This is a genomic window from Salinimonas marina, assembly GCF_015644725.1.
Lineage (GTDB): Bacteria > Pseudomonadota > Gammaproteobacteria > Enterobacterales > Alteromonadaceae > Alteromonas.
Genome location: NZ_CP064795.1, coordinates 1,543,798 through 1,570,739, shown reverse-complemented (window position 1 = coordinate 1,570,739; position 26,942 = coordinate 1,543,798). Strand labels below are relative to the sequence as shown.

Here is a 26,942-nt window from a genome sequence, read left to right as displayed (position 1 = left end):
CCCGGATGCACGGAACCATATAGTTTATGATTGAATTGCCTTATTTAGCCGAACACACGCCTTTTCCGCCGGTTTCCAGGGCGTTACGGGATCCCGATGGTCTGCTGGCGTTTGGCGGTTCGTTAAACGTAGAACGTTTATTCAATGCGTATTCTCATGGGATATTTCCGTGGTTCAGTGATGGTGAACCTATTTTATGGTGGTCGCCGGATCCCCGGGCAATTATTCCGCTCAATGAATTTCGTGCCTCGCGCAGTTTACGCAAGCTGGTCCGGCGCCAGCATTATACAGTAACGCTGAACCAGAATTTTAGAGCGGTGATAGCGCGCTGCGCCTCGATCTCCCGGCGCATGCCCGAGTCAAACCAGACATCCACCGAAACCTGGATCACCAGGCCAATGCTAACGGCCTACGAAGCAATGCATGACGCCGGACTGGCCCATTCAATCGAAGTGTGGGATACCGATAACACCCTGGTGGGTGGTCTTTATGGGGTGGGTATCGGGAACGTGTTTTGCGGCGAGTCCATGTTTCATATTGCCCCGAATACGTCTAAACTTGCTATGTATGCCCTGGTAAACCATATGCAGCGGCATCAAATGGCGTTTATTGATTGTCAGATGCCCACCGAGCACCTTTGCAGTCTGGGCGCCCAGACAATAAGCCGGGAGCGGTTTATCGAACAGCTGAGCCAGCATCGGCAGATGCTGGATGACAGCGGCAATATTTCGCCCAGGTATGCAAAATGCTGGCAAAAGCAGGTTATTACCCCATGAAGTTTGGTATTACACAACCTTTTGAATGCAGTTACCTTGAGGCTCAGCAAGAACAGCTGCTGATATATGCCGAGTCGGATTCACACCTGGCACTTCGCTATGGCCAGCTTATTCAGGCCGGCTTTCGTCGCAGTGGCACTCAGATCTACCGACCTCACTGCCCTACCTGTCAGGCCTGCCAGTCGATCCGGGTGCGGGTTCAGGACTTCGCACCCAGCCGCAGTCAGAAACGATTGCTTAAGCGTAATCATATATTTACCACTCAGTGCGTAAAATCCCCGCAGGATCACTACTATCCTCTGTATGAACGCTATATCATCGAACGCCACGCTGATGGTACAATGTATCCCCGAGTCGGCAGCAGTTCGACAGTTTTGTATTATGTGACTGGAAAGACCCGGTGTTTATAGAGGCCTATCATGGCGACTCGTTGATTGCGGTTGCGGTAACAGATGATATCGATAACGGTAACGAGCATCAGGCATTTTCGGCGCTTTACACATTCTTTGACCCCGATATGAGCCATCATTCGCTGGGCAGCTGGATGATTTTACAGCAAATTGACCATGCCCGCCGGGTTGGCAAAGACTATCTCTATCTGGGTTACCAGATAGACGAGTGTAATAAGATGAACTACAAGCGTAAGTTTGCACCCTATGAACGGTTTGCTCATAATAAATGGCAATGAGCAATAATAATTCATCTAAAAACTTTACATGTTGCGGCAGATTCGATAAGGTCTGCGCGGCAAAATTTTGGACTTACTGAGGTAACTGCTATACATGGCAAAAGAAGATTCTATTGAAATGGAAGGGGTAATACTGGATACCCTTCCTAACACAATGTTCCGCGTTGAACTGGAAAACGGTCACGTGGTAACTGCGCACATCTCCGGAAAAATGCGTAAAAACTATATCCGTATCCTGACAGGTGATAAGGTCACCGTAGAGATGACACCCTACGACCTGACCAAAGGTCGTATCGTGTATCGCGCGAGATAATATCAGTAAGTAAGAATCTTAACACCTGAAAGCAAAAACCCGGCCTTGGCCGGGTTTTTATTTATCTGCGTATTAGTGGCAGATTAAGACTCAGTTTGTTTCTGTTTAGAGTCAACCCCGGTGTACGAAAACACCAGTTTGTTGTCATCCAGAGCAACTTTCACATTGCCCCCTTTGGCAAGCTCGCCAAATAACAGCTCATTCGCCAGTTCACGCTTAATTTCGTCTTTAATCAAACGTGCCATTGGTCGTGCGCCCATAGACCGGTCATAGCCTTTTTCAGCCAGGTACGCCCGGGCTTCACTGGTTACCTCTAACGACACGCCCTTAACATCCAGCTGGGCCTGCAATTCGATAATAAATTTATCCACCACCTGCAGGATAATGTCGGTTTCAAGGTGATTGAACCAGATAATCCCGTCCAGCCGGTTTCTGAATTCCGGTGAGAAAATCTTATTGATTTCACTCATCGCATCATGACTGTGGTCCTGTTGCTTAAAGCCAATCGACTTACGTACCGTCTCCTGCACGCCGGCATTGGTGGTCATCACCAGCACAACATTTCGAAAATCTACTTTGCGGCCGTTGTTATCGGTCAGCGTACCGTGATCCATAACCTGCAGCAGAATATTGTAGATGTCGCTGTGCGCCTTTTCGATTTCGTCTAACAGCACCACCGAGTACGGATTTTTAATGACCGCATCGGTAAGCAAGCCACCCTGATCAAATCCTACATAACCTGGAGGCGCACCAATCAAGCGGCTTACGGCGTGACGTTCCATGTATTCCGACATGTCAAAGCGCACCAGCTCTACACCCATAATTTTGGATAACTGCTGAGTCACTTCGGTTTTTCCTACTCCCGTTGGTCCGGCGAACAGGAAGCTACCAATCGGTTTGGTTTCGTTGCCAAGGCCCGAGCGCGATAGGTGAATCGCATTGGTCAGTGTCTCGATGGCCTGATCCTGGCCAAAAACCATCATCTTCAAATCGCGGCTTAAGTTCTTCAGTACTTCTTTATCAGATGCTGACACCGACTTTTCCGGGATCCGGGCCATCTTGGCAATTATTTGCTCAATCTCTGCCACGTTAATGGTTTTCTTACGCTTAGATTGTGGCAATAACCGCTGACTCGCGCCGGCTTCATCCATCACATCAATGGCTTTGTCCGGCAAATGGCGTTCGTTGATATATTTTGACGACAGCTCAGCCGCGGCCTGTAAGGCTTTACGCGTAAAGCGCACGCTATGATGCTCTTCGTACCGTTCTTTCAGGCCCAGCAGAATTTTAGTGGTATCGCTGACACTGGGTTCCACCACATCAACTTTCTGGAAACGTCGTGCCAGGGCCCGATCCTTTTCAAAAATGCCCTGATATTCCTGATAGGTGGTAGAGCCGATACAGCGCAACTCACCACTGCTTAGTTTTGGCTTAAGCAAGTTGGAGGCATCCATCACCCCACCTGAGGCAGCGCCCGCACCAATAATGGTATGAATTTCATCAATGAACAAAATAGCATGCTCATCTTTGCTTAGTTCTTTCAAAATCGCTTTGAGCCGTTTTTCAAAGTCACCGCGATATTTGGTGCCTGCCAACAGCCCGCCTAAATCAAGGGAGTACACGGTACTTTCGGCAATAACATCGGGCACATCATCGTTGACAATGCGATAGGCCAGGCCTTCGGCAATGGCGGTTTTCCCCACCCCGGCCTCACCGACTAACAGCGGGTTGTTCTTGCGACGACGACATAAAATCTGAATAGTACGTTCCACTTCAGAGTCGCGCCCGATTAACGGGTCAATTTTGCCATCTTTGGCCTGGCGATTCAGATCAGAGGCATACTTACTTAATGCCGAGTCATTGTCTTCACCCTCAGCGCCTTCTTCGCCTGCGTCAGCATTGCCCGGCGCTTCTTCATCTTCTGACTTGCTGACCCCATGGCTAATGTAGTTCACGACATCCAGGCGCGTAACATCGGCTTTTTTGAGGATATAAACCGCCTGTGATTCCTGTTCGCTGAAAATAGCGACCAGCACATTGGCCCCGGTTACTTCGTCTTTTCCTGAAGATTGTACGTGGAACACCGCACGCTGAAGTACACGCTGAAAACCCAATGTGGGCTGCGTTTCGCGTTCACTGGCCTGGTCTTCCAGAATTAATGGCGTAGTGTCTTTTACAAATTCGATAAGCTCGGCTTTAATCGCATCAATATTAGCACCACAGGCTTTCAGGGCTTCCTGTGCAGAAGCGTTGTCCATCAAAGCCAGCAGCAGATGTTCAACGGTCATAAATTCGTGGCGGTGTTCTCTGGCAAACACGAAGGCTTCATTTAACGTTTGCTCTAATTCTTTATTCAACATATCGCTCGCCCTATAGTTAGTTGACTTACGCCTGTTCCATGGTGCACATAAGTGGGTGTTGTTGTTTGCGTGCGTACTGATTGACCTGCATTACTTTGGTTTCGGCAATCTCTGCGGTATAAATTCCACATATTGCTTTACCCTGATAGTGCACAGTTAACATAGTCTGATTGGCCTTCTCAGCATCCATATTAAAGAAATGCATGAGTACCTCTACCACAAAGTCCATTGGCGTGTAGTCATCATTATTTAACAACACTTTATACATTGGTGGCGGCTGCGTTTTTTGGCGCTGCGCTTCACGGAGTTTTTCTTTTTCGATACTGATCGCGTTGTCTCTACTCATAGTAATAGGATAGTGCCTTAGCGTGTATTACGCTGAATTTTTTCAGACAGATTAATTCTGGTAAATTACGCTTGACATTCAGTGTTTAAAAAATCTACAGTTTAGCTATGGCTAGATGAAGTGACGCATTTAGTCATAGTTGCCTCTAAAAATATATTGTGGGGGCATAACTGTGTGAGTTCAAGGATTAAGAGGAAGTCGAAGTATGGCGGTTGGTAAAGTTAAATGGTTTAACAACGCAAAGGGTTTTGGTTTCATCGTTCCGGAAGACGGCGGCGAAGACATATTTGCTCACTACTCAACAATTCAGATGGAAGGCTATCGCTCGCTGAAAGCAGGTCAGGATGTGACCTTCGACGTTCAGCAAGGCCCTAAAGGGTTACATGCCGAAAACATCGGGTTAATGGGCGACGAACCAGAGCGTTAATACCTTAAAAACCTTGTATCTAAAGGGCTTTTCTCTGACTTTTGGTTAGGCAAAGGCCTTTTTTATGGGCTAATGATCACCCCAGCTGAAGCAATGCGACCTGCCGCCGTGCCCGTGGGTCCCACGGCCTGCCCGCCCCACCTCAAACAATGCCGGTCGTGCTATTTACCGGTTATCAACCCGTGGTTTACACCCTGTGACAGTTACGCCCTGTGACTATTACCCTCTGACTGATGCGCCCTGACTGATGCCCCTGCCCCATCGAACCGTTAAGCGGGATATTGAAGGCTAATAATCGTCTGGATATCTAACGCTTGTGCACTGTTGGGGCTGCCTGCACCACCAACCACAATAAACACTAATCTAAACAGCATTAACCGCGCACTGCGCCTCTTTTCCTGCTCACATAAAAAAGCCCGGTAAACACCGGGCTTTTGTTGATAACGCTATGTTTCAGGCATTAAGCCAGAATTTTATGCAGGGTCTTACTTGGAGACATGGCGTTATACACTTTATCCGTATCCGGATAATAGTAACCATTGATGTCCTGCTCTTTACCCTGGGTCGCATCAATTTCTTCTAAGATGGCATCCATATTGGTTTCAAGCTGTTCTGCAATATCTTTGAATTTAGCGGCCAGATCAGTATCTTCAGTCTGGGACGCCACTTCTTTGGCCCAATACAATGCTAACCAGACATGGCTGCCACGGTTATCCAGCTGGCCGGCTTTACGCTTCGGCGATTTACCGTTGTTCAGCAGACTTTCGGTTGCCTTATCCAGCGCTGTACCGATGATTTTTGCTTTACCATTGCTATGTTTAATCGCAACATCTTCAAACGATACCGCCAGTGCCAGGAACTCACCTAGCGAATCCCAGCGTAAGTGCCCTTCTTCTACAAACTGCTGAACATGCTTAGGCGCTGAACCACCTGCGCCGGTTTCATACAGCCCGCCACCAGCCATCAGCGGCACAATAGATAGCATTTTGGCACTGGTACCCAGCTCCAGAATCGGGAACAAGTCTGTCAGATAATCACGTAATACATTGCCGGTTACCGAGATGGTATCAAGGCCACGTATCGCACGTTCCATGCTATAACGAATAGCGCGGACCGGAGACATAATCTGGATGTCCAGACCGTTTAGGTCATGATCTTTCAGATATTTTTCAACTTTGGTAATAAGCTGGGCATCGTGGGCACGTTCTTCATCCAGCCAGAATACCGCCGGCATACCCGATTGACGGGCACGGGTCACCGCCAGCTTCACCCAGTCCTGGATGGGCGCGTCTTTGGCCTGACACATACGCCAGATATCGCCTTCTTCCACATCGTGTTCAATCAGAACCTTGCCATCGGCATCGACAATCTGAACTTTACCGTCGGCTTCCATTTCAAATGTTTTGTCATGAGAACCGTATTCTTCGGCCTTTTGCGCCATCAGACCTACGTTTGGCACTGTACCCATGGTAGTAGGATCGAAGGCACCGTGGGTTTTACAGAAGTTGATGACTTCCTGGTAAATGGTGGCATAGGTACTTTCTGGGATCACGGCTTTGGTGTCGTGTGATTTGCCATCCGGTCCCCACATCTTGCCTGAATTACGAATCATAGCAGGCATAGACGCATCTACGATGACATCGCTGGGTACATGCAGGTTCGAGATGCCTTTATCGGAGTTAACCATCGCGATCGGCGGACGGTTTCCATAGCAGGCATTGATATCATGCTGAATTTCAGAGCGCTTAGATTCTGGCAAGCTTTCAATCTTATCGTAAACACTGCCCAAACCATTGTTTGGATCAACGCCAAGCTCATCAAACAGGTCGCCCCATTTATCAAACAGCTCTTTGTAAAATACTTTAACGCAGTGGCCAAATACGATGGGGTGTGAAACCTTCATCATGGTGGCTTTTACATGCAGTGAAAACAGCACGCCGGCATCTTTAGCATCTTCAATCTGTTCTTCAAAAAACTCGCACAGCGCGTTTTTGCTCATGTACATGCCGTCGATAACTTCACCGGCCAGCAAGTCTACCCGCGGCTTAAGCGTTTTCTTATTGCCCTGCTTGTCGGTAAATTCAATGCTGACATGACCGTCTTTATCGACAGTAGTCGACTTTTCGCTGGAGAAGAAATCGCCTTTTTGCATATGCGCAACATGTGAACGTGAAGCCTGGCTCCACTCGCCCATTGAATGGGGATATTTGCGGGCATAGTTTTTCACCGCCATTGGCGCACGACGGTCAGAATTACCTTCACGCAATACCGGATTTACCGCACTGCCTAAAATTTTACCATAGCGTTCACGAACATCTTTTTCTTCATCTGTTTGTGGATCTTCAGGAAACGCAGGAACCGCATAGCCTTTGGCATTAAGTTCTTTAATGGCAGCGCGTAGCTGCGGTATCGAGGCACTAATATTTGGCAACTTGATAATGTTCGCGTTGGGATCCTGAGTCAGCTTGCCAAGCTCTGCCAGTGCGTCGGGTACCTGCTGGTCATCGGCCAGGTAATCAGAAAAGTTTGCCAGAATGCGTGCCGCCAGTGAGATGTCACTTAGCTCGATATCGATGTCTGCTGCACCAGCAAATTTTTCGACAATGGGAAGCAACGAATAAGTCGCCAGCATAGGCGCTTCGTCCGTCTTGGTGTAGACGATAGTCGACTTGGCTTTGGTCATTATATACCTCAAAGTTTGCGGTAAATTTACCGTAATTAGTCCGTTGGGTGCGTTGCTGAAACAGTCATTACTGTCAGTAACACGTGTTCCGGCACCTTGTATTGTCGGGTCGTTGCGGCTGGGGTTGCGTGTTCCTTGTCCGCCTCGACCCGTAAAGAGCAGCGAACACTAAGCATCAGCAAACCCGACAAAAAATGCCGCGTCCAATAGTATAGGGACGAATAATTCAGTTACAAGTCATACCATTGTCTTAACCTTTGGGATCAGCTTTACACCCTGATCCCGATTCGCCCCCGTACCTTGCGCGCCTGTTGCCGTCAGGCATTTGCCTGCAAAAACTGATAAACTGCTGCTTTTCTTATTGTAAAATGTCAGGGTCCTTTAATATGGCGAAACGTGCTTCCACTGTAATACTGCTCAACAAGCCATTTAATGTATTGTCTCAGTTTACCGATGCGCAGGAGCGGGCTACGCTGAAAGATTTTGTACCGGTGCCGGATGTCTATCCTGCCGGCCGTCTTGATCGGGATTCAGAAGGCTTACTGGTGTTAACCAACGACGGCAAACTGCAGCACAAACTGGCTAATCCGCAGGCCAAAACCAGTAAAACCTACTGGGCACAGGTGGAAGGTCAGATAACCAGTGAAGCCATTGCGCAACTTTGTGCCGGCGTCGAGCTTAAAGATGGCATGACGGCCCCTGCCAAAGTGAAGCTGATGGAGGAACCCGCCGTGTGGGAGCGAACTCCCCCCGTGCGGTTCCGCCAGCATATCCCCACCTCCTGGATCAGCCTGACCATTACCGAGGGGCGCAATCGGCAGGTGCGGCGTATGACCGCGCATGTAGGCTTTCCCACGTTACGCCTGATTCGTCATCGGGTGGGAAGCTGGACCATCGACGGGATTGCCAACGGCGAATTCGTCCGCTTTGATTTATAACCGGTAATAAGATGGTGCAAAAAAGCCTGAACCGGGCTTGCTTGGTACTTCCATAGAGTGTGTCAATATGCACAATATCTGCTAGAATTCGCGACCTTTGATTTAACAGCGTTATGAGTGAAGAGAATACGGTGACAGAACCCCTTTCCAGCCCCCATTCCACTACATCACAAAAAGTCATTGTCGGCATGTCTGGCGGTGTCGATTCCTCAGTTTCTGCCTATCTGCTGCTACAGCAGGGGTATCAGGTTGAAGGCCTGTTCATGAAGAACTGGGAAGAAGATGATGATGACGAGTACTGCGCCGCCGCCGAAGATTTGGCAGATGCGCAGTCAGTGGCAGATAAACTGGGCATTCATCTTCATACCATCAACTTTGCCGCTGAATACTGGGACAATGTGTTTGAGTACTTTCTTGCTGAATACAAAGCAGGAAGGACACCCAATCCAGATATCATGTGCAACAAGGAAATCAAGTTTAAGGCCTTTTTGGAATTTGCGGCCGAAGATTTAGGCGCAGATTATATCGCCACGGGCCACTACGTGCAGCGCCGCGAAGTCAATGGCAAATGGCAAATGCTGCGCGGTCTGGATAACAACAAAGACCAAAGCTATTTTTTGTATACCCTCAGCCATGCCCATATCGCCAAAACCCTGTTCCCGGTGGGCAACCTCGAAAAACCCGAGGTGCGCCGTATCGCCGAAGAACAGGGGCTGGTCACAGCCGATAAGAAAGACTCTACCGGTATCTGTTTTATCGGTGAGCGTAAATTTAAAGACTTTCTGTCACGCTATCTGCCGGCGCAGCCAGGCGATATCGAAACCGCCGAAGGTCAGACGATTGGTCGCCATGAAGGTCTTATGTACCATACTCTGGGTCAGCGTAAGGGTTTGCATATTGGCGGTCTGGCAGAGTTTGGCGATGACCCCTGGTATGTGGTCGACAAAGACGTAGCCCGGAATGTGCTGATTGTCGGTCAGGGTGCCAATCACCCGCGTTTATATTCCAATGGTCTGGTGGCCAACCAGCTGCACTGGGTTAGCCGTGAACCGCTAACCGAAACCTTAACAGCTACCGTCAAAACCCGTTACCGCCAGCACGATATCGCCTGCACCATTACCCCTAGCGGGGAGGATGAAGTGACCGTGACCTTTGATGAGCCGCAAAAAGCCGTTACCCCGGGTCAGTCTGCGGTATTTTATCTGGAGGAAGTGTGTCTGGGCGGCGCTATTATTGAGAGTTATATCCGCTAATGCTTGATCCTAAAATAGAACAACATCTTGCCCTGGCCGGGGTGTGTCAGGCTGCCGCGCTGGTAAAACAGGTGGCTCGTAATGGTCAGGTTGATCAGGACGCTTTTGAAGCCAGTTTGTCCAGTATTCTGGTTACAGACCCGGAAAATCCTCAGCACGTGTTTGGCAGCCTCAGTAATCTGAAACTGGGCTATCAGACTTTGCTAATGCAGCTGTCAGATAAGTCCTCCACCAAAGATACCGAACTTACCCGCTACATTGCCAGCTTGCTGGGCCTGGAACGTAAACTGGCCGCCAAGAACAATGCCATGAATGAACTGGGCGAGCGGATCACCCATGTACAGCGGCAGCTGGCGCATGTCAGTTTTGATAATGTACAGATTGTCGGTTCGCTGGCCAGCATTTATTCCGATATCATCAGCCCGCTGGCACCGCGTATTCAGGTAGCCGGTAATCCGGATCATCTGCGCCAGCCGGTAAACCAGCATCGGGTCAGAGCGCTCTTGTTGGCCGGTGTGCGGGCCGCGGTTATGTGGCGTCAAATGGGCGGTAAGCGCCGTCAAATCCTGTTAAACCGCAAAAGTATTGTGAGCAGTGCCAGCGAGGCGCTGCGCTTAATTTAAAAATGTGAGGAGCATGTAAGGTGGAACTGAATCAGTTAACCGCTATTTCCCCGGTAGACGGCCGTTATGCCGGTAAAAGTGAAGAGCTGCGTGGTATCTTTAGTGAATATGGTTTGCTCAAATACCGTGTTCAGGTAGAGGTTCGCTGGCTTCAGATGCTGGCCGCCAATGCGCAAATTACCGAAGTGCCGGCATTTAGTGAACAGTCTGATGCGTTGCTCAATGAGATTGTGGCACACTTTTCGGTTGACGATGCCATGCGTATCAAAGACATTGAGCGCACCACCAATCATGATGTCAAAGCGGTGGAATACTTTTTAAAAGAAAAAGTAGCAGACAATAGCGAATTGAATGCCATCAGTGAATTTATTCATTTTGCCTGCACCTCAGAAGACATTAATAACCTTTCTCACGCGCTGATGCTTACCGATGCACGCGATAATGTCATCCTGCCTTACTGTGACAAAATCATCAGCGAACTAAAGCGTCTTGCCAAAGAATACCGCAGTGTCGCCATGATGGCGCGTACCCATGGCCAGCCTGCCTCTCCCACGACCATGGGTAAGGAAATGGCCAATGTCGCAATGCGTTTGATTCGTCAGCGCGACCAGATTGCCCGGGTTGAATTGCTGGGTAAAATTAACGGCGCCGTAGGGAACTACAATGCGCATTTGTCGGCCTACCCGGATATTGACTGGCATCAGGTCTCTGAACAGTTTGTCACCAGTCTGGGCGTTAGCTGGAATCCCTACACCACCCAAATTGAGCCGCATGATTATATCGCTGAGCTATTTGATGCGGTAGGCCGGTTTAATACTATCCTTATCGATTTTGACCGCGATATCTGGGGTTATATTGCTTTAGGGCACTTCAAGCAAAAAACCGTAGCCGGCGAAATTGGTTCCTCCACCATGCCGCATAAAGTTAACCCCATCGATTTTGAAAATTCAGAGGGTAATCTGGGTCTGGCTAACGCCATCTTTGATCATCTGGCGACTAAGTTACCAATTTCACGCTGGCAGCGCGACCTGACCGACTCTACCGTGTTACGCAATTTGGGCGTGGGTGTCGGCTATTCGTTAATTGCTTATCAGGCCACCTTAAAGGGCATCAGCAAGTTACAGGTGAATGAAGCCAGCTTGCGGGCTGAGCTGGACAACAACTGGGAATTGCTGGCTGAGCCTATCCAAACCGTCATGCGCCGGTTTGGTATTGAAAAGCCTTATGAGAAACTGAAAGAGCTGACCCGGGGCAAAAAAGTTAATGCTGAGGCCATCAGCCAGTTTATCGATACGCTGGAGTTGCCGGACAGTACTAAGGACGAGTTGAAAAAACTGTCTCCCGCCAGTTATATTGGTGATGCAGAACGGCTTGTCGATCAGTTACCTGACTGATGATTAGCTGTCGGCGTCGCCCCGTTTAGGAGCGCGGCGCCTGCTAAGCTAACGTTACAGCTTAAAAAATACAGTGGCGTCCGGTTATTAACAGGGCGGCATGGCGACCTCAACATTGCGGCTATTATGGATGATATCTGCTGTGCATGTTAATCAAACCCCAGCTCCTGAAACAACTATTTCTGAACCAACTGTTCCTGAAAATAATGTTTGTGAAACCAATGCTTCTGGAGCAGGTGCCGCTGGAACCAATCCTCCTGGCACCAATGTTTCTGCAGCCCATATTTCGGAAAATCATACTAGTGAAGGCGCAAGCACCCACGCTATTCGCCGGCTAATCGCCTGCGCCAGTCTTGGCGTTGCTACGGTATTACTGTTTTATACAGTGTATGTGTTGCTGGCCATCCCGGCTGGCGCTCCGTTATTCAGTGTGATGCTGCTCCATGCTCTGCTTTTTGGTATAAGCGCGGTGCTTGCCACCTGCTCTATCTCCCACGCCTTCCCCATTGCCCGCACCTTGTTTTTACTGGCAATAATGTCGGGCCTCGCGGCGATTACGATGCTTTGGCAGCAGGATATCGGCTTACAGTATTTTTTAATTTTGCTGATGGTCGCCTGTACCTACCTGTTTACCCGCCAGGAATCCCGCGCCCGAAAGCTGGCTGAAACCGGCTGTTTGATTGTTTTTGTCGGGCTTGAAGCCGGCCTGCTGGCTTATAATCATGAGCAGACAGGGCCGGTGCCGCTACTGATAAACCTGATCTTTGGCATAAGCTGCCTGGTGGTTTTGCGAGTGATTCGAGGCAGGCAGCAGCAAGATTTTCAAGCGTCTGCGCCCCGCCCCTGGTATGCGCATCTTATGCCCAGCCCCTCAGGCGCGGCGTCGCACGCGACCCGCACTACCCGGGAATTCGACAATGTCAGTGTATTGTTTGCGGACTTAGAAGGCTACACCCGGCTTAATACCATACTCAGCGAGGCGGAAGTGGTAAAACTGCTGGATGCGCTGTATCGACAGCTCGATACCCTGGCGGCGAGTTTTGGCATTGAAAAAATAAAAACCAATGGCGATCAGTATATGGCTGTAAGCGGGCTTGACCGCAACGCGTCGGGCCTTCGTTCTCAGCCTGATCCCACTTTACAGCTATGCTATTTTGCCTATGCCGCGATTGAGGTGGTCAGGCAATTATCCTGCTCGTATGGCTTTAGCCTGGGTGTCAGGGTTGGGATCGCCACGGGCCCGGTGACCGGCGGTGTTATCGGCCAGCATAAACCCTGCTTTGATGTGTGGGGACAAACGGTAAACCTTGCGGCCCGGCTCGAGCAATACGCCAGCACCGACAAAGTCATGGTGTGTCCGCATACCGCCGCCAGGATTGGGCAGAATCCGCGTTCAGGATTTAAGCCGGGTCCGCCCACACTGCTACGTAATCAATATCCAGCGCACAGTCTGCACAAATCTTCTCATTGTTTTGTATAATAGCCCCATACTTTTGCAATATTCAGGGCCACTATCGTGTTTCCTCTTCAACTAGACACCGTTGCTTTTCTACGTGACTACTGGCAACAACAACCCATGGTTATTCGCCAGGGATTTCAGCATTTTTCCGACTTTCTGGATGAAAATGATTTGGCCGGGCTCAGCGAATTAGACGAAGTCGATAGTCGCATTATTCAGCATCATCAACAGCAATGGCATATTACCCATGGTCCTTTTGATGACTTTGAAAAAGTCTGTCTGGGCGACTGGACCTTATTGGTACAGGGCGTTGACCGCTATATCAGCGAAGCGGCGCAATTAATGGAAGCCTTTAAATTTCTGCCCTACTGGCGCATGGATGATCTGATGATAAGCTATGCTACCCCAGGTGCAGGGGTGGGCCCTCACTTTGACCAGTACGATGTTTTTCTGGTTCAGGGCAAGGGACGCCGGCGCTGGAAAGTAGGCCGCCCTGGCGACCACCTGCCCGTCTTCCCACACCCACAGCTGGCCCAGGTTGAACCGTTCGAGCCGGTCATTGATGTGGTACTTGAAGCCGGCGACATTTTGTATGTGCCCCCGGGATGGCCCCATGAAGGTGTGGCAGAGGCCCCCTGTCTGACTTACTCTGTGGGCTTTCGCGCACCGGATCAGCAGCAGCTGGTGAATGCGCTCCCGGCTATTTTTGATGAACCCGGGACCCAGAATGTACGTTACAGCGACTCTGGGCGTCAGCCCGTCAGCCATCCTGGTAAAATCAGCCGCGCCGAGTTAACCACGCTTAAGTCAATGATTCTGGAAACCGTCACCCAACCCCAGTGGGAAGATGCGCTGATGCGAATGTTAAGCGACCAGCCGCTATCTTTGGATACCCCCGAAGCGCTTATTCACGCCCAGCAATTACCCGGCTTGTTAGCTCAGGGCGCTGTGTATGAACGCATTCCCGGCTGCCGGCCGGTATTTTGTGAGCATACCGCCAGCAGCACATTGACCTTTTATATCAATGGCGAAGCATTTTGTTATGCCGGCGAAGATCGCACCTGCATACTTGTTGTGCTTGAAGGTGAGCTAATTAGCGATATATTCGTAAAAAATTATACGCCAGATAATGCTTTTTTTGAACTTTTGGCTACACTGATAAATAAGGGCTATTGGGAGCAAAAGGAAGACTCCTGAAGCAGTTGGCCGTTATAACCTGTACCACCCGCGCTGATCATGAGACAGGCAACAGCTATGATTTTTTTAGTGGAGAAAGTAGACTGGACGAGCGCCAGTCAGCGGCTAACCGAATTACGTGAAAAGGTCTTTGTGCTGGAGTGGCAAATGCCTCGCGATTGTGAGTTTGATGAACTTGATCGTCAGGCCATACACATCATTTTAAGTAATGAGCAAGGTGAAGCCATCGCTACCGCGCGCCTTACCCCATGCGGGGAAATTGGCCGGGTGGCAATCCGGATTGGCTATCGTAAACTCATTGTTTATCGCAAACTTTTCAGTGTTCTGATCGAGCATGCCCGTCTGAGCAAAATGCAAAATGTAACTCTGAACTGCGATATAGCCAGTGTTGAGCATCATACCCGACTTGGCTTCACTGCCACCGGCCAGGCATTTATGGAAGCGGGCATCGCCCGCCAGCCCATGAGCTGTCCGGTAAGTCGTTTCAAGCTACCGGATGTGACCCAGCTGCATTAGCGCTGCAACAAGGTCAGTAGTTGTTGTGCAGGATGCTTTGGTTTAAAGCCATCAATACGATTCACCTGAGACCGGCAGGAGTAGCCGGTCGCCATTATTTGCTCTGGGGCAAACCGGGCAATAGCCTGCTCCCAGGACAGCTTGTAAATACCCAGCGAATTGTCTTTTTGATGCGCCTCATGGCCATACGTGCCAGCCATCCCGCAACACCCCACATTCACAATTTCCACAGCCTTCCCCACCTTTGCAAAGATTTTTTGCCAGGCTTGTTCGCTTGCCGGCAGCGCGGTTTTTTCGGTGCAATGGGCAAATAGCGCCAGTGGCGTGTCGTTCTGTGTTGTTGCATTGAAGCGCTCAACAGGAACCTCGGCCAACCATTCATGGACGGTAAGTACATTAAACTGCCCCCTGGCCGGGCCTAGTGCTTTTACATATTCATCCCGATAGCACAGCACCAGTGACGCATCCAGGCCCACCATTGGGCTGGCAATGTCGTTTAACTGATTCAAAAAGTCAGCGGTATTTTTCGCGGTGTGGGCAAATCGTTCTAAAAAGCCTTTAACATGCTCAGGCTTACCATTGGGTTTAAATGGCAGCAGCAATGGCGTAAAGCCCAATGCCTGCACCAGCTGCACATAATCGGCCACCAGCGAGGCCTCATAAAATGAGGTGAACGGGTCCTGCACAATCAGCACATGTTGTTGCTGCTGCTCTTTTGACATGGCTTGCATCTGTTCTAAGTCAAAGCGTTGTACTTCAGACGTCACCCGCTTGGTTAATGGTGGCGAGGATAGTAATGGCATATCCACATAACCCAGCGTCTTTTTCATCAGCCGGTTGGCCCAGGGTTGTTTCTGAACACTGTTAAACAATGCTGGCGCTTTAGCCATAAGCGGGGCCATGCGCTCGATACTGCCGACCAGATAATCTTTCAGCGGCCGGCTGTAGCGCTGGTAGTACAGTGATAAAAAGCGGGCTCTGAAATCCGGCACATCAACCTTGATTGGGCATTGTCCCGAGCACGACTTACAGGCAAGACACCCATCCATGGCAGCAAAAACCTCATGGGAAAAGTCGTCATCGTGGCGCTGGGTGTTGCGCCAGCGTTGCCACCACGAGCTGGTAAATTCAGAGGCTTTTAAGGTGTTGGTATTGACCCCTTGCTCACTTAGCAGGCGCAACCATTCACGAATTAACCCGGCTCGCCCCTTGGGGCTATGACGCCGGTCACCGGTAACCTTAAACGAGGGACACATGGGCGAGGTGGTATCATAGTTAAAGCACAGTCCATTACCGTTGCAGTTCATGGCAGGCTCAAACTCTTCTTTAAACGCCACCGGAATGGTGCGGTCAAACGTGGCACGTTTAGGATCAGCCACTCTTACCAGTGCCTCATCGCTTTGTAGTGGCGTACAAATCTTACCCGGGTTCATTTTATTGGCCGGGTCGAAAGCCCCTTTGATTTTACGAAGCTCAGTGAACAGCGACTCACCAAAAAATTCAGGTCCGTATTCACTGCGGTAGCCCTTACCATGCTCACCCCACATCAGGCCACCATAGCGGGCCACCAGCCCCACCACTTCATCCGAAATCTGGTGCATGAGTTGTTCCTGGGCCGGGTCATTCAAATCAAGAGCGGGCCTTACATGCAGTACCCCGGCGTCTACATGACCAAACATGCCGTATTGCAGATGATGGGCATCCAGCAGCGCGCGAAAATCCATAATAAAATCGGCCAGATTTTCAGGTGGCACCCCGGTGTCTTCGGCAAAGGCAATTGGCTTTTTAGGACCATCGACCTTACCCAGCAAGCCCACCGCTTTTTTGCGCATTGCATATATTTTACCGATATCGGCGGTGTCGGTGGTAAGCTGATAGCCGATAACCCCGTTGCGGCCGGTTTCGATATCCTGGCTAAGCTCTTCTTCGAGCGCCGCAATCCGAGCATCAATTTCCTGCTGGTCGTTGCTGTTGTACTCCACCATATTAAGCCCGAGCATGGGCTTTTCAGGCACCTCGGTAATCAAGCCAGAAATGGAATGCCAGATGATGTCGGTCTTAGCCAGATTAAGCACCTTGCTATCGACGGTTTCAACTGAGGTGGCTTTGGCGGCAATCATCCGCGGCGCATGTCGCAGCGCCGACTCAAAGGTATCGTATTTAATGTTCACCAGCGTCTTGTGGCGGGCAATGGGCGTTATCGACAGCTTGGCTTCAGCCACAAAGCCCAGCGACCCTTCGGCCCCGGTGATAAGGCGGCTGATATCAATACGCTGATGTTGCGCATCATAGGCATGTTCTAAGTCATACCCGGTCAGAAACCGGTTCATACGTGGAAACTTGGCCACGATTTCATCCCGTTTATCCACACAGGTGGCCAGAATCTGGCGGACAATTCGGCCCCGGGTGTCGCTGTGAGCCGCAACCTCGCGTGCCTCGTCAAGCGTTAATGGCGTGGTATCCAGACGCTCACCGTTCGCCAGGATAGTGGTTAGCCCCAACACATGATCACTGGTTTTACCATACACCAGCGAGCCTTGGCCCGAGGCATCGGTACTGATCATTCCGCCCAGCGTGGCCCGGTTACTGGTAGAAAGATCCGGTGAAAAGAAATATCCATGAGGACGCAGCGCATCATTTAATGCATCTTTAACCACGCCGGTTTGCACACGCACCCAGCCTTGCTCAATATTGAGTTCAAGAATCTGATTAAAGTGCCGGGATAAGTCCACCACTATGCCTGAGGTCAGACTCTGACCGTTAGTGCCGGTACCACCACCGCGCGCCGCAAACTTAACGCTACTATGCTGATTGGCCAGCTCGCCAAGACATTGCAAATCAGCCACAGTTTTTGGAAACACCACTGCTTGCGGAATCGCCTGATATACCGAATTATCGGTCGCCATCGCCATCCGGCTGGCATACTGAAATTCAATATCACCGGTGAAGGCACTGGCCTGCAATGCATCCAGGTACAGTTTGTAACTTTTCTCGAGAGTACTGTCGGGGGCAATACGAGGCAAATTCAATGAGTTAACTCCAAACAACATTCTGCCCTTTAGTATACGCGGGTGACGCCTCGGCCTCTAGGCTATTCTAAAGATTGTGATACAAATTTATGTAACACATTTTGTTACGAGCTGATGGCTTCATTCCCAACCTTGCTGAGCTATACTGGGCGTAATCATAACTTGCTAATAGTTATCTTTTCGATGAAAACACTTCGACTTACCCTTGGGGGCTTGTTGTTTGCTGCCGGTGTGGTGCTTACCCTGTTGCCCGGGTCAATTTTGCTGGTTATCAGTGGGCTGGTATTACTCAGCTACGATTGGCCACGGGCCCGCGGCTGGCTCAAATTCTGTCAGGGCTCTATGACCCGTAGCGCACGTAAAATTGATGCGGTATTGCTGTCGCGCAAACTTCGCTAAATCGCGTAGCCTCGCATTGCCCTACATAGACAAAAAAAAGCGTGTTCCTTTAGCCGGATCACGCTTTTTTATTAGCGGGCCGTAATGTTGTTACTTTTTAGTTGCGGCTGAGGTTTTCCCCGCCTTGGTGTCACCGGTTTTTTTATCAGTAGCCGACGAGCCTGACTTGCTGGCTGCGGAGGCACCTGCAGATGCTTTGCCGGTAGATTTCGCTTCGTTTTGTTGGTTGGTACTGGTGGCGGCCTTGCTGGTCTGACCATCTTGTTCAGCGGACTGATAAGAATCCCCCTGGCTAAAGGTTTGGTCAGTGCCATCTGCCTGTTTTGTGTTGTCAGTGGTTTTGGTTTTATACTTTGATTTACCAGATTTTTTTAACAGTTTGGAGACCAGATGCGCCGAAGCGAAGCCCACACAGCCACCCACCAGCACATCGGTGAAATGGTGCGCGTCACGTTTGGTCCGAGAGCGTCCGATAATGGCCGTCGCTGCACCAGCGGCCAGTAACGGCCCATAACTTTTCGGTAAGCTGGCAGCGACCGCCGTCACGGCAGCCGCGTGGCCCGATGGCATGGAATTGTGTTTATCATCCAGACTGAATCCTTTGAATGCCGGGCCCATCGTGGCCCGTGGACGCCGCCGCCCAATCACCCGTTTTAAGCCGGCGTTGACCAGCCCCGCCAGGGCCGAGCTGAGCGTGGCTCGCAACAGGGTGTTTTGCAGTTTTTTTGAATCGGAAAAGCGCGAGGCTCCATAGGCGGCAGCCGCTAATGCTACCACTGCAGGTGGGCGTGTTACTGCGCTTAAGGTTTTTGATTCAAACACACTGTTGTGCTGTTTTTTTCGTCTGAATAAATCCAATGCTTTATAGGCTGCGAAACCCTTCTTACCGATAATATCCGCCATTATATTCTCAATTCGTTAGTCATTACCTGTTGATTGTATAAGGGGGAATGTTGCTTTCAGATCGGCCTGATTCGATTTTCATTTGTAGCAAGTGGTCCCGACCACAGCGCCTGCAACAAAATTTTGCGGTTATCTTTGGTTAAATTCGCGCTAGATCAATAGCTGATACGTATTCTCAAATACAGGTGGCGGTCCTGCCCATCGACTATCAACAGGAAAATGTGGTGATGAAGGAAACTCTGGCCGACAGTAGCAATTTGCTTAAACATAGCAGTTATATGACCTTGATCGGTCTGTCGCTGGTGGTCGCGATTTTGTATTTTGCCAAAGCTGTGATCATGCCTATTGCGGTGGCGGTAATGCTGACCTTCCTGCTGGCACCACTCGTGATCAGAATGCAGCGTATCGGCCTGCCCCGGGTGGTCGCCATTCTGGTGACAGTGATTATTGCCTTTAGTATTATTGCCGCCACCTTCTGGACTATCAGTGTGCAGGTGGTCAGTCTGGCCGAACAACTGCCGGGCTACGAACAAACCATTCGCGGTAAACTGCGGCAACTTTCCAGTCCGCAACCTGACTCAAGTCCGTTAAGCCGGGCCGGCGATGTGGTAGAGAATCTGCGCCGGGAGCTTAACAACGACACTTCCGATGTTGCGACCGAACAATCGCAACCGTATGTGGATGTGGCAAAGCCGGTAGCGGTAGAAATCAGGCCTGCCAAAATGAACTTCTTTGAGTCAGCCTCGCAGATGTTCGGACCATTTGTCGGCCCCTTAGGTACTACCGCGTTAATTGCTATTTTTGTGGTCGCCATTTTATTCCAGCGCGAAGATTTACGGGAACGCTTCATCCGGATATCCAGCGGCGGACGGCTTAATATCGCCACCGAAGCGCTGGATGAAGCCGCCAAGCGGGTTTCCCGTTATCTGGTTATGCAGCTTGTCGTTAATGCGGCTTATGGCATTCCCATTGGCATCGGTTTATATTTTATCGGTGTGCCCAATGCCATGCTATGGGGCTTTTTAGCAACGTTGCTGCGTTTTATTCCTTATCTAGGCCCTGGCTTGCCGCCGCCTTTCCGTTAGCCCTGGCATTTGCCATTGACCCGGGCTGGTCGAAATTTTTTATGGCGCTGGGTTTGTTTTTAAGCCTTGAAATCATCAGCAATAATATTATTGAGCCCTGGCTATACGGGGTGAGTACCGGGACCTCAAATTTTGCCCTGATGGTGGCTGCGGTATTCTGGACCTGGCTGTGGGGTCCGGTGGGATTGTTTTTGTCTACGCCCCTTACCGTGTGTGTGGTGGTGCTGGGTAAATATGTGCCCAGCCTCAATTTTATCAGTGTGTTATTAGGCAGTGTGCCGGCCCTTAAGCCCCATGAAAGACTCTATCAGCGCATGCTGGCGATGGATTACGACGAGATGCTTTATCTTTCTCACACATATTTAAAAGAACACAGCCTGGCGGAATATTTCGACCAACTGCTGATGCCGGCCCTTAATCTGGCAGAAGTTGACCGTCACCAGGAAGATCTGGCCGACATACGCTATACCTTCATTCTGCAAAATGTGCCAGAGTTGCTCGATGAGCTGGACCCTGCAGAGATACCTGACAAAGAAACTGAACCGCAAGCTGAAACAATAGAAGACCACAGCAGCCAAAGCCTTACCGCCGCACAATGTAACCGGGTTGTGGTGGTGCCTGCCAAAGAAGGTATTGGCGAGTTGTCAGCGCAGATCTTAGCGACCTTTTTAAAAACCCATAATATTTCGTCGCAGCTTGCGGCGGCGAATAATTTTGCGGCAGAGTTCACCCGTCAGCCTACCACTGAACGTCCTGCCCTGGTCTGTGTAACCGGACTGCCGCCCGATGCGTTTATGCCTGCCCGGCGGTTGTGTCGCAGACTCAACAAGATAGATGACACCCTAGCCTGTGTCCTTGGAGTATGGAGCCCGGATATTGAGGCGCAGGAATTGCAAAAGCGTATCCCCTCGACGGTGAACACCACGGTTGTCACCTCCCTGGCCCAGTGTCTGGAAGCGATACGAACGCAACTGGGACAGTTAAATGTTACCTCTCAGGCAGACACACCGGCTGATATTCCCGCCGTGGATAGCCTGCAATAAAGGATTTTAAAACAGGGTCTGCCTCTTTATTAGTGATAAGCCATAAAAAAGCCGCCCCTTGGGGCGGCCTGCTACTAACAACGTAATTGATTATTTCTGATTTTCTGCCAGATACAACCAGGTCTCTACCACAGAGTCAGGATTCAATGACACCGAATCGATGCCCTCTTTCACCAGCCAGGCAGCAAAGTCTTCGTGATCAGAGGGGCCCTGGCCACAGATACCCACATACTTACCACGCTTTTTGGCAGCCTGAATGGCCATCGACAATAAGGCTTTCACGGCTTCGTTGCGCTCTTCAAATAAATGCGCAATCAAACCTGAGTCCCGGTCCAGACCCAGCGTCAGCTGCGTCAGGTCGTTAGAGCCAATTGAGAAGCCATCAAAGATATCCAGGAATTTATCGGCCAGCAATGCATTTGATGGCAGTTCGCACATCATAATCACACGCAGACCATTTTCGCCTTGCTTGAGCCCCTCAGCGGCCAGCAAATCAATAACCTGCTGACCTTCTTCGACGGTACGAATGAAGGGAATCATGATCTCAACATTGGTCAGTCCCATTTTATTGCGTACCCGCTTGATGGCTTCACACTCTAACGCAAAGCAATCGCGGAATTCTTCTGAAACATAACGGCTGGCGCCACGGAAACCCAGCATCGGGTTTTCTTCGTCCGGCTCGTATTGATAACCGCCCACCAGGTTGAAGTACTCATTCGACTTAAAGTCTGACATGCGCACAATCACCTTTTTAGGTGAGAACGCCGCGCCAATGGTGGCAATTCCTTCAACCAGTTTTTCAATGTAGTACTCGGTCGGCGAGTCGTAACCGGCGATCATGTCGGAAATTTCTTCTTTAAGCTCTTCAGGCTGGTCATCAAAATTTAGCAGCGCTTTAGGATGCACACCAATCATACGGTTGATGATAAATTCCAGACGCGCCAGGCCCACACCTTCATTTGGCAGACGGGCAAAATCAAAGGCGCGATCCGGGTTACCCACGTTCATCATCACGCTCAGCGGCAAATCGGGCATTGAATCAACCTGAGAAGTGACCACATCAAAATCCAGTTCGGCGTTATAGATGAAACCAGTATCACCCTCGGCGCAAGACACCGTCACCGCATCGCCGGTTTTGATGCTGTTGGTGGCATTACCACAACCAACAACCGCCGGAATACCCAGTTCCCGGGCAATAATGGCGGCGTGACAGGTTCGGCCCCCACGGTTGGTAACAATGGCCGAGGCTTTTTTCATGATAGGCTCCCAGTCCGGGTCCGTCATGTCAGTTACCAGCACATCGCCGGCCTTAATTTTGTTCATCTCGTCGATAGAGCCCAGTACTTTAGCGGTACCGGCACCAATTTTGTGACCAATCGCACGACCTTCACAAATCACCGACCCCTGATCTTTAAGCTGGAAACGCTCGATGGTCTGGCTGTCTTCACGGCTACGTACCGTTTCAGGCCGGGCCTGAACAATATACAGTCTGCCATCGATGCCGTCTTTGGCCCACTCGATGTCCATGGGACGCTGATAATGCTCTTCGATAATAACCGCTTGCTTGGCCAGCTCCTGCACCTCGGCATCGGTCAGGGAAAACTTCATGCTGTCGGCGCGATCAACATCGACGATGTTAACCTGTTTGCCGTGCTCCGCATCATCGGAGTAAACCATCTTGACCATCTTGCTGCCAAGATTACGCCGGATAACCGCAGGCTTGTCTTGTTTCAGGGTTGGCTTATGCACATAAAATTCATCAGGATTCACCGCCCCCTGCACCACCATTTCCCCCAACCCTACCGAGCTGGTGATAAAGACCACATCGTTAAAGCCAGACTCGGTGTCAATGGTAAACATAACGCCTGAGGAGGCAATATCAGAGCGGACCATGCGCTGGACACCGGCTGACAACGCCACCCCTTTATGGTCGTAACCCTGATGCACCCGATAAGAAATAGCCCGGTCGTTAAACAAAGAAGCATAAACATGCTTAATGGCCACCAGGACTGAATCGTACCCTTTAACGTTCAAAAAGGTTTCCTGCTGTCCGGCAAAGGAGGCATCCGGCATGTCTTCTGCGGTTGCCGAGGAACGTACCGCAAAGGAGGCTTCATCGCCGGCATCACCCTGTAAGGTTTTAAACGCAGAACCAATCGCTGCTTCCAGCTCTGGTTCAAATGGCGTGTCGATGATCCACTGACGAATTTTGGTACCGGCTTCTGCCAGCGCATCCACATTATCCACATCCAGCGAATCGAGCACCTGATGAATCCGATCATCCAATCCGCTTTGCAACAAAAACTTGTTGAAAGCGTCCGCCGTAGTCGCAAACCCTCCAGGTACCTGAACGCCTGCATTAGCCAGATTTGAAATCATTTCGCCCAATGATGCATTTTTGCCGCCTACACGACCAACATCCTGCATCCCCAACTCTTGATACCAAAGTACGTATTCTTGCACAGCCTGAGCCTCCAGCGTTTTGACTATAATAGTGTCCATTAAAATGGATTGAGTTTGACAACCGAACTCACATTTCGTGGTTATCCGGCTGGCTTTTCGTTGAAACCATCATAGAATGGGCGAAAAATGAAAGTAAACTTTTTATTAATTCTGTAAATTTATTACACCAAAAAGAAGGACCGGCTGTGAGAACCGCATATTATATTTCAGATGGTACAGCCATCACCGCAGAAGTTTTTGGTCACGCATTGCTGTCTCTGTTCCCGATGGAGCTGAAACACCAAACCATTCCTTTCGTGGAAACTGAAGAACACGCTTATCGGGTGCTCGAACAAATATCTGAAAGTTTTCAAGATAGCGGAGAACGGCCGCTCGTTTTTTATACAATTGTGAATGTAGATGTACGCAAGATAATCTCGCGCTCAGTGGGCATTAACTACAATTTTCTGGACCAGTTTGTGGCCCCGCTTGAAAAAGTACTGGGGGTGCCCTCCAAGCCGGAAAAACACCGGACCCACAGTATTCATGAAACCACCTACGATATACGTATCGAAGCGGTGAACTATGCGCTGGCCAACGATGACGGGTCTAATCTTAAAGAATATGGTGATGCCGATATAATTCTGGTGGGCGTCTCCCGTTCCGGCAAAACCCCACCAGCTTATATCTGGCGTTGCAATATGGCATTAAAGCCGCCAACTATCCGTTCACCGAAGAAGACATGGGGGATATGTTGAAAATACCGTCGGCACTGCGCCGCTATAAAAACAAATTGTTTGGTCTGACTATTCACCCAGAGAGGCTGCACCAGATACGCTCGGAACGTCGGGCCAACAGTCGCTACGCCTCGATGCAGCAATGTCGGATGGAATTGCGGGAGGTTGAAAATCTGTACCGACGCGAAAAAATTCCGTTTTTAAACAGTACCCGTTTTTCGGTTGAAGAAATTTCGGCCAAAATTTTGGCCGAAACCGGATTGCAGCGCCGCAAATACTAATGTTGTGGCGGGGCCTGGCCCAGTACCTCAAATAACGGCGTCAGATACGCAGTATACGCTTTGTACTGATGCCGGCCGCTTTGATAGATGGGCTGGCGCACTTGCTCAGAGCTTGGGGTTTTAATCGCCCGACGGGTATTGTAGAACTCCAGGCACTGCGCTTCAAATTCTACGCCGATAAAGGTCAGTAAGCGGCGCACCTGCCCTTCAAGATCATCCAGTACGGACTCATGTTGCACGGTGAGAATCTGACCGGGCAGGACCTGATGCCAGTGGTTCATCAGTTGTTCATAAGCCTTATAATAGCGACCAATATCCTGCAAATCGTAGCTAAATTCCTGGCCATCACCAAATAATTGTTTATAGCCACTGAAGCAACATGCCAGTGGGTCGCGACGGGCATCTATAATTCTGGCATTGGGTAGAATCTTTTTTATCAGACCAATATGCACAAAATTGTTGGGCATTTTATCGATAAAAAACCTGCCGCCCTGGCGATAGGCACGGGTTTGATCCAGATACCGTTGTCCCAGTGCCCGGCACTGCGTATCACTTAGACGGTGCAGGTTGTGCGGGTAGCCGTCTTTCTGCCCCGCCAGTTCAGACGCAATGCCTAAAATATCATGCAGCTCCATGGTGCCGTCGATTTGGGAATGGGACGACAAAATCTGCTCCAGCAAAGTTGACCCGGCCCGGGGCAAACCCACAATAAAGATGGGGTCAGTAGCCGGGTGGCCATAATCCATTTCAAACAAGGTTCTGTCGCATACCTGCTGCTGAGTGTGTAAGGCTTTTTCGGTACGGCGTATATCAAAGTCCAGGGTGGATTTTTGTAAGCGGTTGCCGCGCTGATAAAACGCAAATGACTGCTGATATTCAGTTTTATCTTCATAAGCTTTGCCAAGGGCAAAGCATAAATGGATACGATCGGTAAGGCCGGTGTTCGGCTCAGCCTCCAGTTGCTGCATTTTTTCAAGCAAGGGGTCGGTGAAGCGGTAGGTTTTGGTATTCGCCAGGCTCCAGTACGCATCGCCTAAATCCGGCTGATACTCAGCTGCCTTCATATAGGCACTTATCGCCGCTTCCAGCGCGCCTGAGCTTTTATGCAGGTGACCCAGAGCCAGCCACAGGCCGGGTTTGTCCGGGTTGATGTCAAGAAGTTGCTGGTAAATTGCCACGGCTTCGGTCAACTCCCCGGTACCGCTTAAGCCTTCGGCCAGCGCGGTGAGCGCCGACAGATTGTCAGGATTGCCCTGTAATCGCTGCCGGGCCAGGCTCACCGCCTGCGGGTACTTACCCAGCTTCAGCAGTAAGCTTTGATAGGCAATCTGGCCACGTTCATCCTGCGGGTATAAAGTGGTGCAGCTTTCAAGCAAAAATTCGGCATCGTGATACACCTTCATTCGGATGCCCAGCTCGGCCAGCAGTAACATTGCTTCAAAATGATGCTTATGTTGCTGTAAAAATTGTCGGCAAACCTGCTCGGCCTTATAAAGCTGCCCTTCGTACATCAGATCGTAGGCCCCGAGCACCGGTCGCGGTAAACCTTGCAAATGCTTAAGGTGTTGAGTGGCCAGTTGCAAAGCATCCCTATTCCCCGAAGCCTGGTACTGACTCAGAAGTTGCTGCCAGGCACTGATCAGGGCAGGATTGAACCGGGTGGCCTGATAAAACGCCGCAGCAGCCTCACGGGTCTGGCCCATACTGCGCAAACAATAGCCTTTTTCCTGAAACGCCCGGCCATGGTCCGGCTGCAGTTCCAATAGCTGGTGTAATGTCTCCAGGGCATGTTCTGGCTGCTTGTTTAACCGTTGTGCCACCGCCAGCATATACCATAGCTGGATATGTTCGCCTGGGGCCGGGTTCTGTGCCAGTTGGTGGTTACACATGTCGATTGCCTGAGCAAACTGTGATTGACCTATCGCCTGCTGGATTGTCGCCAGCGGTATTTTTTTCGTTGATGCAGGTGCTTGTTCAGCCATAAATTCTTTGTCTTTGGATAAATGAAAACGGCAACCCGTGGGTTGCCGTTAATAGTACCTTAAACGGA

18 protein-coding genes and 3 pseudogenes are annotated in these 26,942 nt (G+C 50.3%); 14 read left to right on the top strand and 7 right to left on the bottom strand.

Translation table 11 applies throughout. From position 1 onward, the window contains the following. The first annotated feature begins 26 nt into the window (after window positions 1–26). From aat to infA, 3 genes and pseudogenes are all read left to right on the top strand, one after another. Entirely contained in the window at window positions 27–776 is a 750-nt protein-coding gene (gene aat, locus IT774_RS06925; RefSeq protein ID WP_195811922.1) for a leucyl/phenylalanyl-tRNA--protein transferase, read from the top strand. Continuing rightward, window positions 773–1,464, top strand: a pseudogene (locus IT774_RS06920) (arginyltransferase). The gene aat and the pseudogene IT774_RS06920 overlap by 4 nt, the downstream one beginning before the upstream one ends. 94 nt (window positions 1,465–1,558) lie before the next feature. After that, a complete protein-coding gene (infA, locus tag IT774_RS06915) occupies window positions 1,559–1,777 on the top strand; it encodes a translation initiation factor IF-1 (RefSeq protein WP_018981915.1) in 219 nt (72 codons plus the stop codon). Window positions 1,778–1,860: 83 nt separating this feature from the next. Here infA and clpA read toward each other — a convergent pair whose 3' ends face one another. Both clpA and clpS read right to left on the bottom strand, forming a co-directional pair. Continuing rightward, window positions 1,861–4,137, bottom strand: a complete 2,277-nt coding sequence (clpA, locus tag IT774_RS06910) for an ATP-dependent Clp protease ATP-binding subunit ClpA (protein WP_195811921.1) — start codon at window positions 4,135–4,137, stop codon at window positions 1,861–1,863. Window positions 4,138–4,162: 25 nt separating this feature from the next. Then, window positions 4,163–4,483 carry an ATP-dependent Clp protease adapter ClpS gene (gene clpS / locus IT774_RS06905; protein WP_195811920.1) on the bottom strand — a complete coding sequence of 107 codons (321 nt, stop codon included), beginning with the start codon at window positions 4,481–4,483 and terminating at the stop codon, window positions 4,163–4,165. 205 nt (window positions 4,484–4,688) lie between these two features. On the opposite strand from clpS, the gene cspD reads away from it, so the two are divergent. Beyond that, window positions 4,689–4,910, top strand: coding sequence for a cold shock domain-containing protein CspD (gene cspD / locus IT774_RS06900; RefSeq protein WP_195811919.1), 222 nt, complete (start codon window positions 4,689–4,691; stop codon window positions 4,908–4,910). Between the two features lie 460 nt (window positions 4,911–5,370). Here cspD and IT774_RS06895 read toward each other — a convergent pair whose 3' ends face one another. Next, window positions 5,371–7,593 (bottom strand): NADP-dependent isocitrate dehydrogenase, encoded by a 2,223-nt coding sequence (locus IT774_RS06895; RefSeq protein WP_195811918.1) that lies wholly within the window; start codon window positions 7,591–7,593, stop codon window positions 5,371–5,373. Between the two features lie 386 nt (window positions 7,594–7,979). Here IT774_RS06895 and IT774_RS06890 point away from each other — a divergent pair, with 386 nt between their 5' ends. The 7 genes from IT774_RS06890 to IT774_RS06860 all read left to right on the top strand — a co-directional run bounded on the left by IT774_RS06890 (window position 7,980) and on the right by IT774_RS06860 (window position 14,973). Further along, the gene (locus IT774_RS06890) at window positions 7,980–8,531 is read left to right on the top strand and encodes a pseudouridine synthase (protein ID WP_332308886.1); all 552 of its coding nucleotides are present in this window, start codon (window positions 7,980–7,982) and stop codon (window positions 8,529–8,531) included. A 113-nt stretch (window positions 8,532–8,644) separates the two neighbouring features. Next, complete coding sequence (gene mnmA / locus IT774_RS06885; protein WP_195811916.1) at window positions 8,645–9,784, top strand: tRNA 2-thiouridine(34) synthase MnmA; 1,140 nt, start codon at window positions 8,645–8,647, stop codon at window positions 9,782–9,784. Beyond that, window positions 9,784–10,407, top strand: a complete 624-nt coding sequence (gene hflD / locus IT774_RS06880) for a high frequency lysogenization protein HflD (RefSeq protein ID WP_195811915.1) — start codon at window positions 9,784–9,786, stop codon at window positions 10,405–10,407. Before mnmA ends, hflD begins: the two co-directional genes overlap by 1 nt. A 20-nt stretch (window positions 10,408–10,427) precedes the next feature. Then, window positions 10,428–11,801, top strand: a complete 1,374-nt coding sequence (gene purB / locus IT774_RS06875) for an adenylosuccinate lyase (RefSeq protein ID WP_195811914.1) — start codon at window positions 10,428–10,430, stop codon at window positions 11,799–11,801. A 100-nt stretch (window positions 11,802–11,901) separates the two neighbouring features. Then, the gene (locus IT774_RS06870) at window positions 11,902–13,281 is read left to right on the top strand and encodes an adenylate/guanylate cyclase domain-containing protein (RefSeq protein WP_195811913.1); all 1,380 of its coding nucleotides are present in this window, start codon (window positions 11,902–11,904) and stop codon (window positions 13,279–13,281) included. Between the two features lie 36 nt (window positions 13,282–13,317). Continuing rightward, window positions 13,318–14,457, top strand: a complete 1,140-nt coding sequence (locus IT774_RS06865; protein WP_195811912.1) for a cupin domain-containing protein — start codon at window positions 13,318–13,320, stop codon at window positions 14,455–14,457. A gap of 57 nt (window positions 14,458–14,514) precedes the next feature. After that, entirely contained in the window at window positions 14,515–14,973 is a 459-nt protein-coding gene (locus tag IT774_RS06860) for a GNAT family N-acetyltransferase (RefSeq protein ID WP_195811911.1), read from the top strand. Here IT774_RS06860 and ydiJ read toward each other — a convergent pair. Then, window positions 14,970–18,023: a D-2-hydroxyglutarate dehydrogenase YdiJ gene (ydiJ, locus tag IT774_RS06855; protein WP_195811910.1), complete on the bottom strand. Its 3,054-nt coding sequence runs from the start codon at window positions 18,021–18,023 to the stop codon at window positions 14,970–14,972. The two genes, IT774_RS06860 and ydiJ, sit on opposite strands and share 4 nt — an antisense overlap. Before the next feature lie 162 nt (window positions 18,024–18,185). On the opposite strand from ydiJ, the gene IT774_RS06850 reads away from it, so the two are divergent. Beyond that, window positions 18,186–18,401 (top strand): tellurium resistance protein TerC, encoded by a 216-nt coding sequence (locus IT774_RS06850; RefSeq protein WP_195811909.1) that lies wholly within the window; start codon window positions 18,186–18,188, stop codon window positions 18,399–18,401. Window positions 18,402–18,491: 90 nt separating this feature from the next. Here IT774_RS06850 and IT774_RS06845 read toward each other — a convergent pair whose 3' ends face one another. Then, window positions 18,492–19,304, bottom strand: coding sequence for a phosphatase PAP2 family protein (locus IT774_RS06845; protein ID WP_195811908.1), 813 nt, complete (start codon window positions 19,302–19,304; stop codon window positions 18,492–18,494). A gap of 227 nt (window positions 19,305–19,531) precedes the next feature. On the opposite strand from IT774_RS06845, the pseudogene IT774_RS18000 reads away from it, so the two are divergent. Continuing rightward, window positions 19,532–21,432 (top strand): annotated as a pseudogene (locus IT774_RS18000) (AI-2E family transporter). 90 nt (window positions 21,433–21,522) lie between these two features. Here IT774_RS18000 and ppsA read toward each other — a convergent pair. Continuing rightward, window positions 21,523–23,895 (bottom strand): phosphoenolpyruvate synthase, encoded by a 2,373-nt coding sequence (gene ppsA, locus IT774_RS06830; RefSeq protein WP_195811905.1) that lies wholly within the window; start codon window positions 23,893–23,895, stop codon window positions 21,523–21,525. 185 nt (window positions 23,896–24,080) lie between these two features. Between ppsA and ppsR the strand changes: the two are divergent. Continuing rightward, window positions 24,081–24,892 (top strand): annotated as a pseudogene (gene ppsR, locus IT774_RS06825) (posphoenolpyruvate synthetase regulatory kinase/phosphorylase PpsR). Here ppsR and IT774_RS06820 read toward each other — a convergent pair. Then, entirely contained in the window at window positions 24,889–26,874 is a 1,986-nt protein-coding gene (locus IT774_RS06820; RefSeq protein WP_195811904.1) for a tetratricopeptide repeat-containing sulfotransferase family protein, read from the bottom strand. The pseudogene ppsR and the gene IT774_RS06820 sit on opposite strands and share 4 nt — an antisense overlap. Between the last annotated feature and the right edge of the window lie 68 nt (window positions 26,875–26,942).